2 pseudogenes are annotated in these 580 nt (G+C 54.8%); both read left to right on the top strand.

Annotated features, from left to right (window positions below):
- A pseudogene (locus VSR82_RS39970) lies at nt 1–115 on the top strand (IS5/IS1182 family transposase); the annotation flags it as partial.
- A 3-nt stretch (nt 116–118) separates the two neighbouring features.
- Nucleotides 119–493 (top strand): annotated as a pseudogene (locus tag VSR82_RS39965) (DDE-type integrase/transposase/recombinase); the annotation flags it as partial.
- Between the last annotated feature and the right edge of the window lie 87 nt (nt 494–580).

The following is a 580-nucleotide window of genomic DNA, read 5'->3' as shown; positions in this document are numbered from 1 at the left end:
CCGTCGTCTTCGTATTCGCTTCGAACATCGCGCTGACATTCACGAAGCATTTCTCAAACTCGGTTGCTCCCTCGTCTGCTGGAACATCTTCAGACGGACGGAGCAGCCTTTTTGAATCCGTCTCTTAGAAAAGTCGATCGAGTGGAACGGCGAACCCGAGGTGGTGACGATCGACAAAATTGGGGCGAATCTCGCTGCGTTTGAGGCTATCCACGCCGGGCGCGAGACGCCGATCACGATCCGTCAGTCGAAGTATCTGAATAACATCGTCGAGCAGGACCACCGCGCGATCAAGCGCCGGACCCGCCCGATGCTCAGGTTCCAGAAATTTCGTTGCGCCCGCATTCTCCTAGGTGGCATCGAAGTCATGCATATGATCGTCAAGGGGCAATTGAACGATGGCAGCATTGGTCAAACTCCCGCACAGCAGTTCTATTCGCTGGCTGGATACGGAATGAAGCGCCCCGGGTTTTCCGGAGACTCCACTTCTTGAGAAAATGGAGCTATGGAAAACACGAAGAAGAAGTCCCCGAGGTACTCGCCGGAAGTTCGTGAGCGGGCTGTGCGAATGGTACTGGAA

The sequence above is a fragment of the Burkholderia sp. JPY481 genome (assembly GCF_038900515.1).
Classification (GTDB): Bacteria; Pseudomonadota; Gammaproteobacteria; order Burkholderiales; family Burkholderiaceae; genus Paraburkholderia; species Paraburkholderia youngii.
This window is presented reverse-complemented; position numbering and strand designations above follow the sequence as displayed.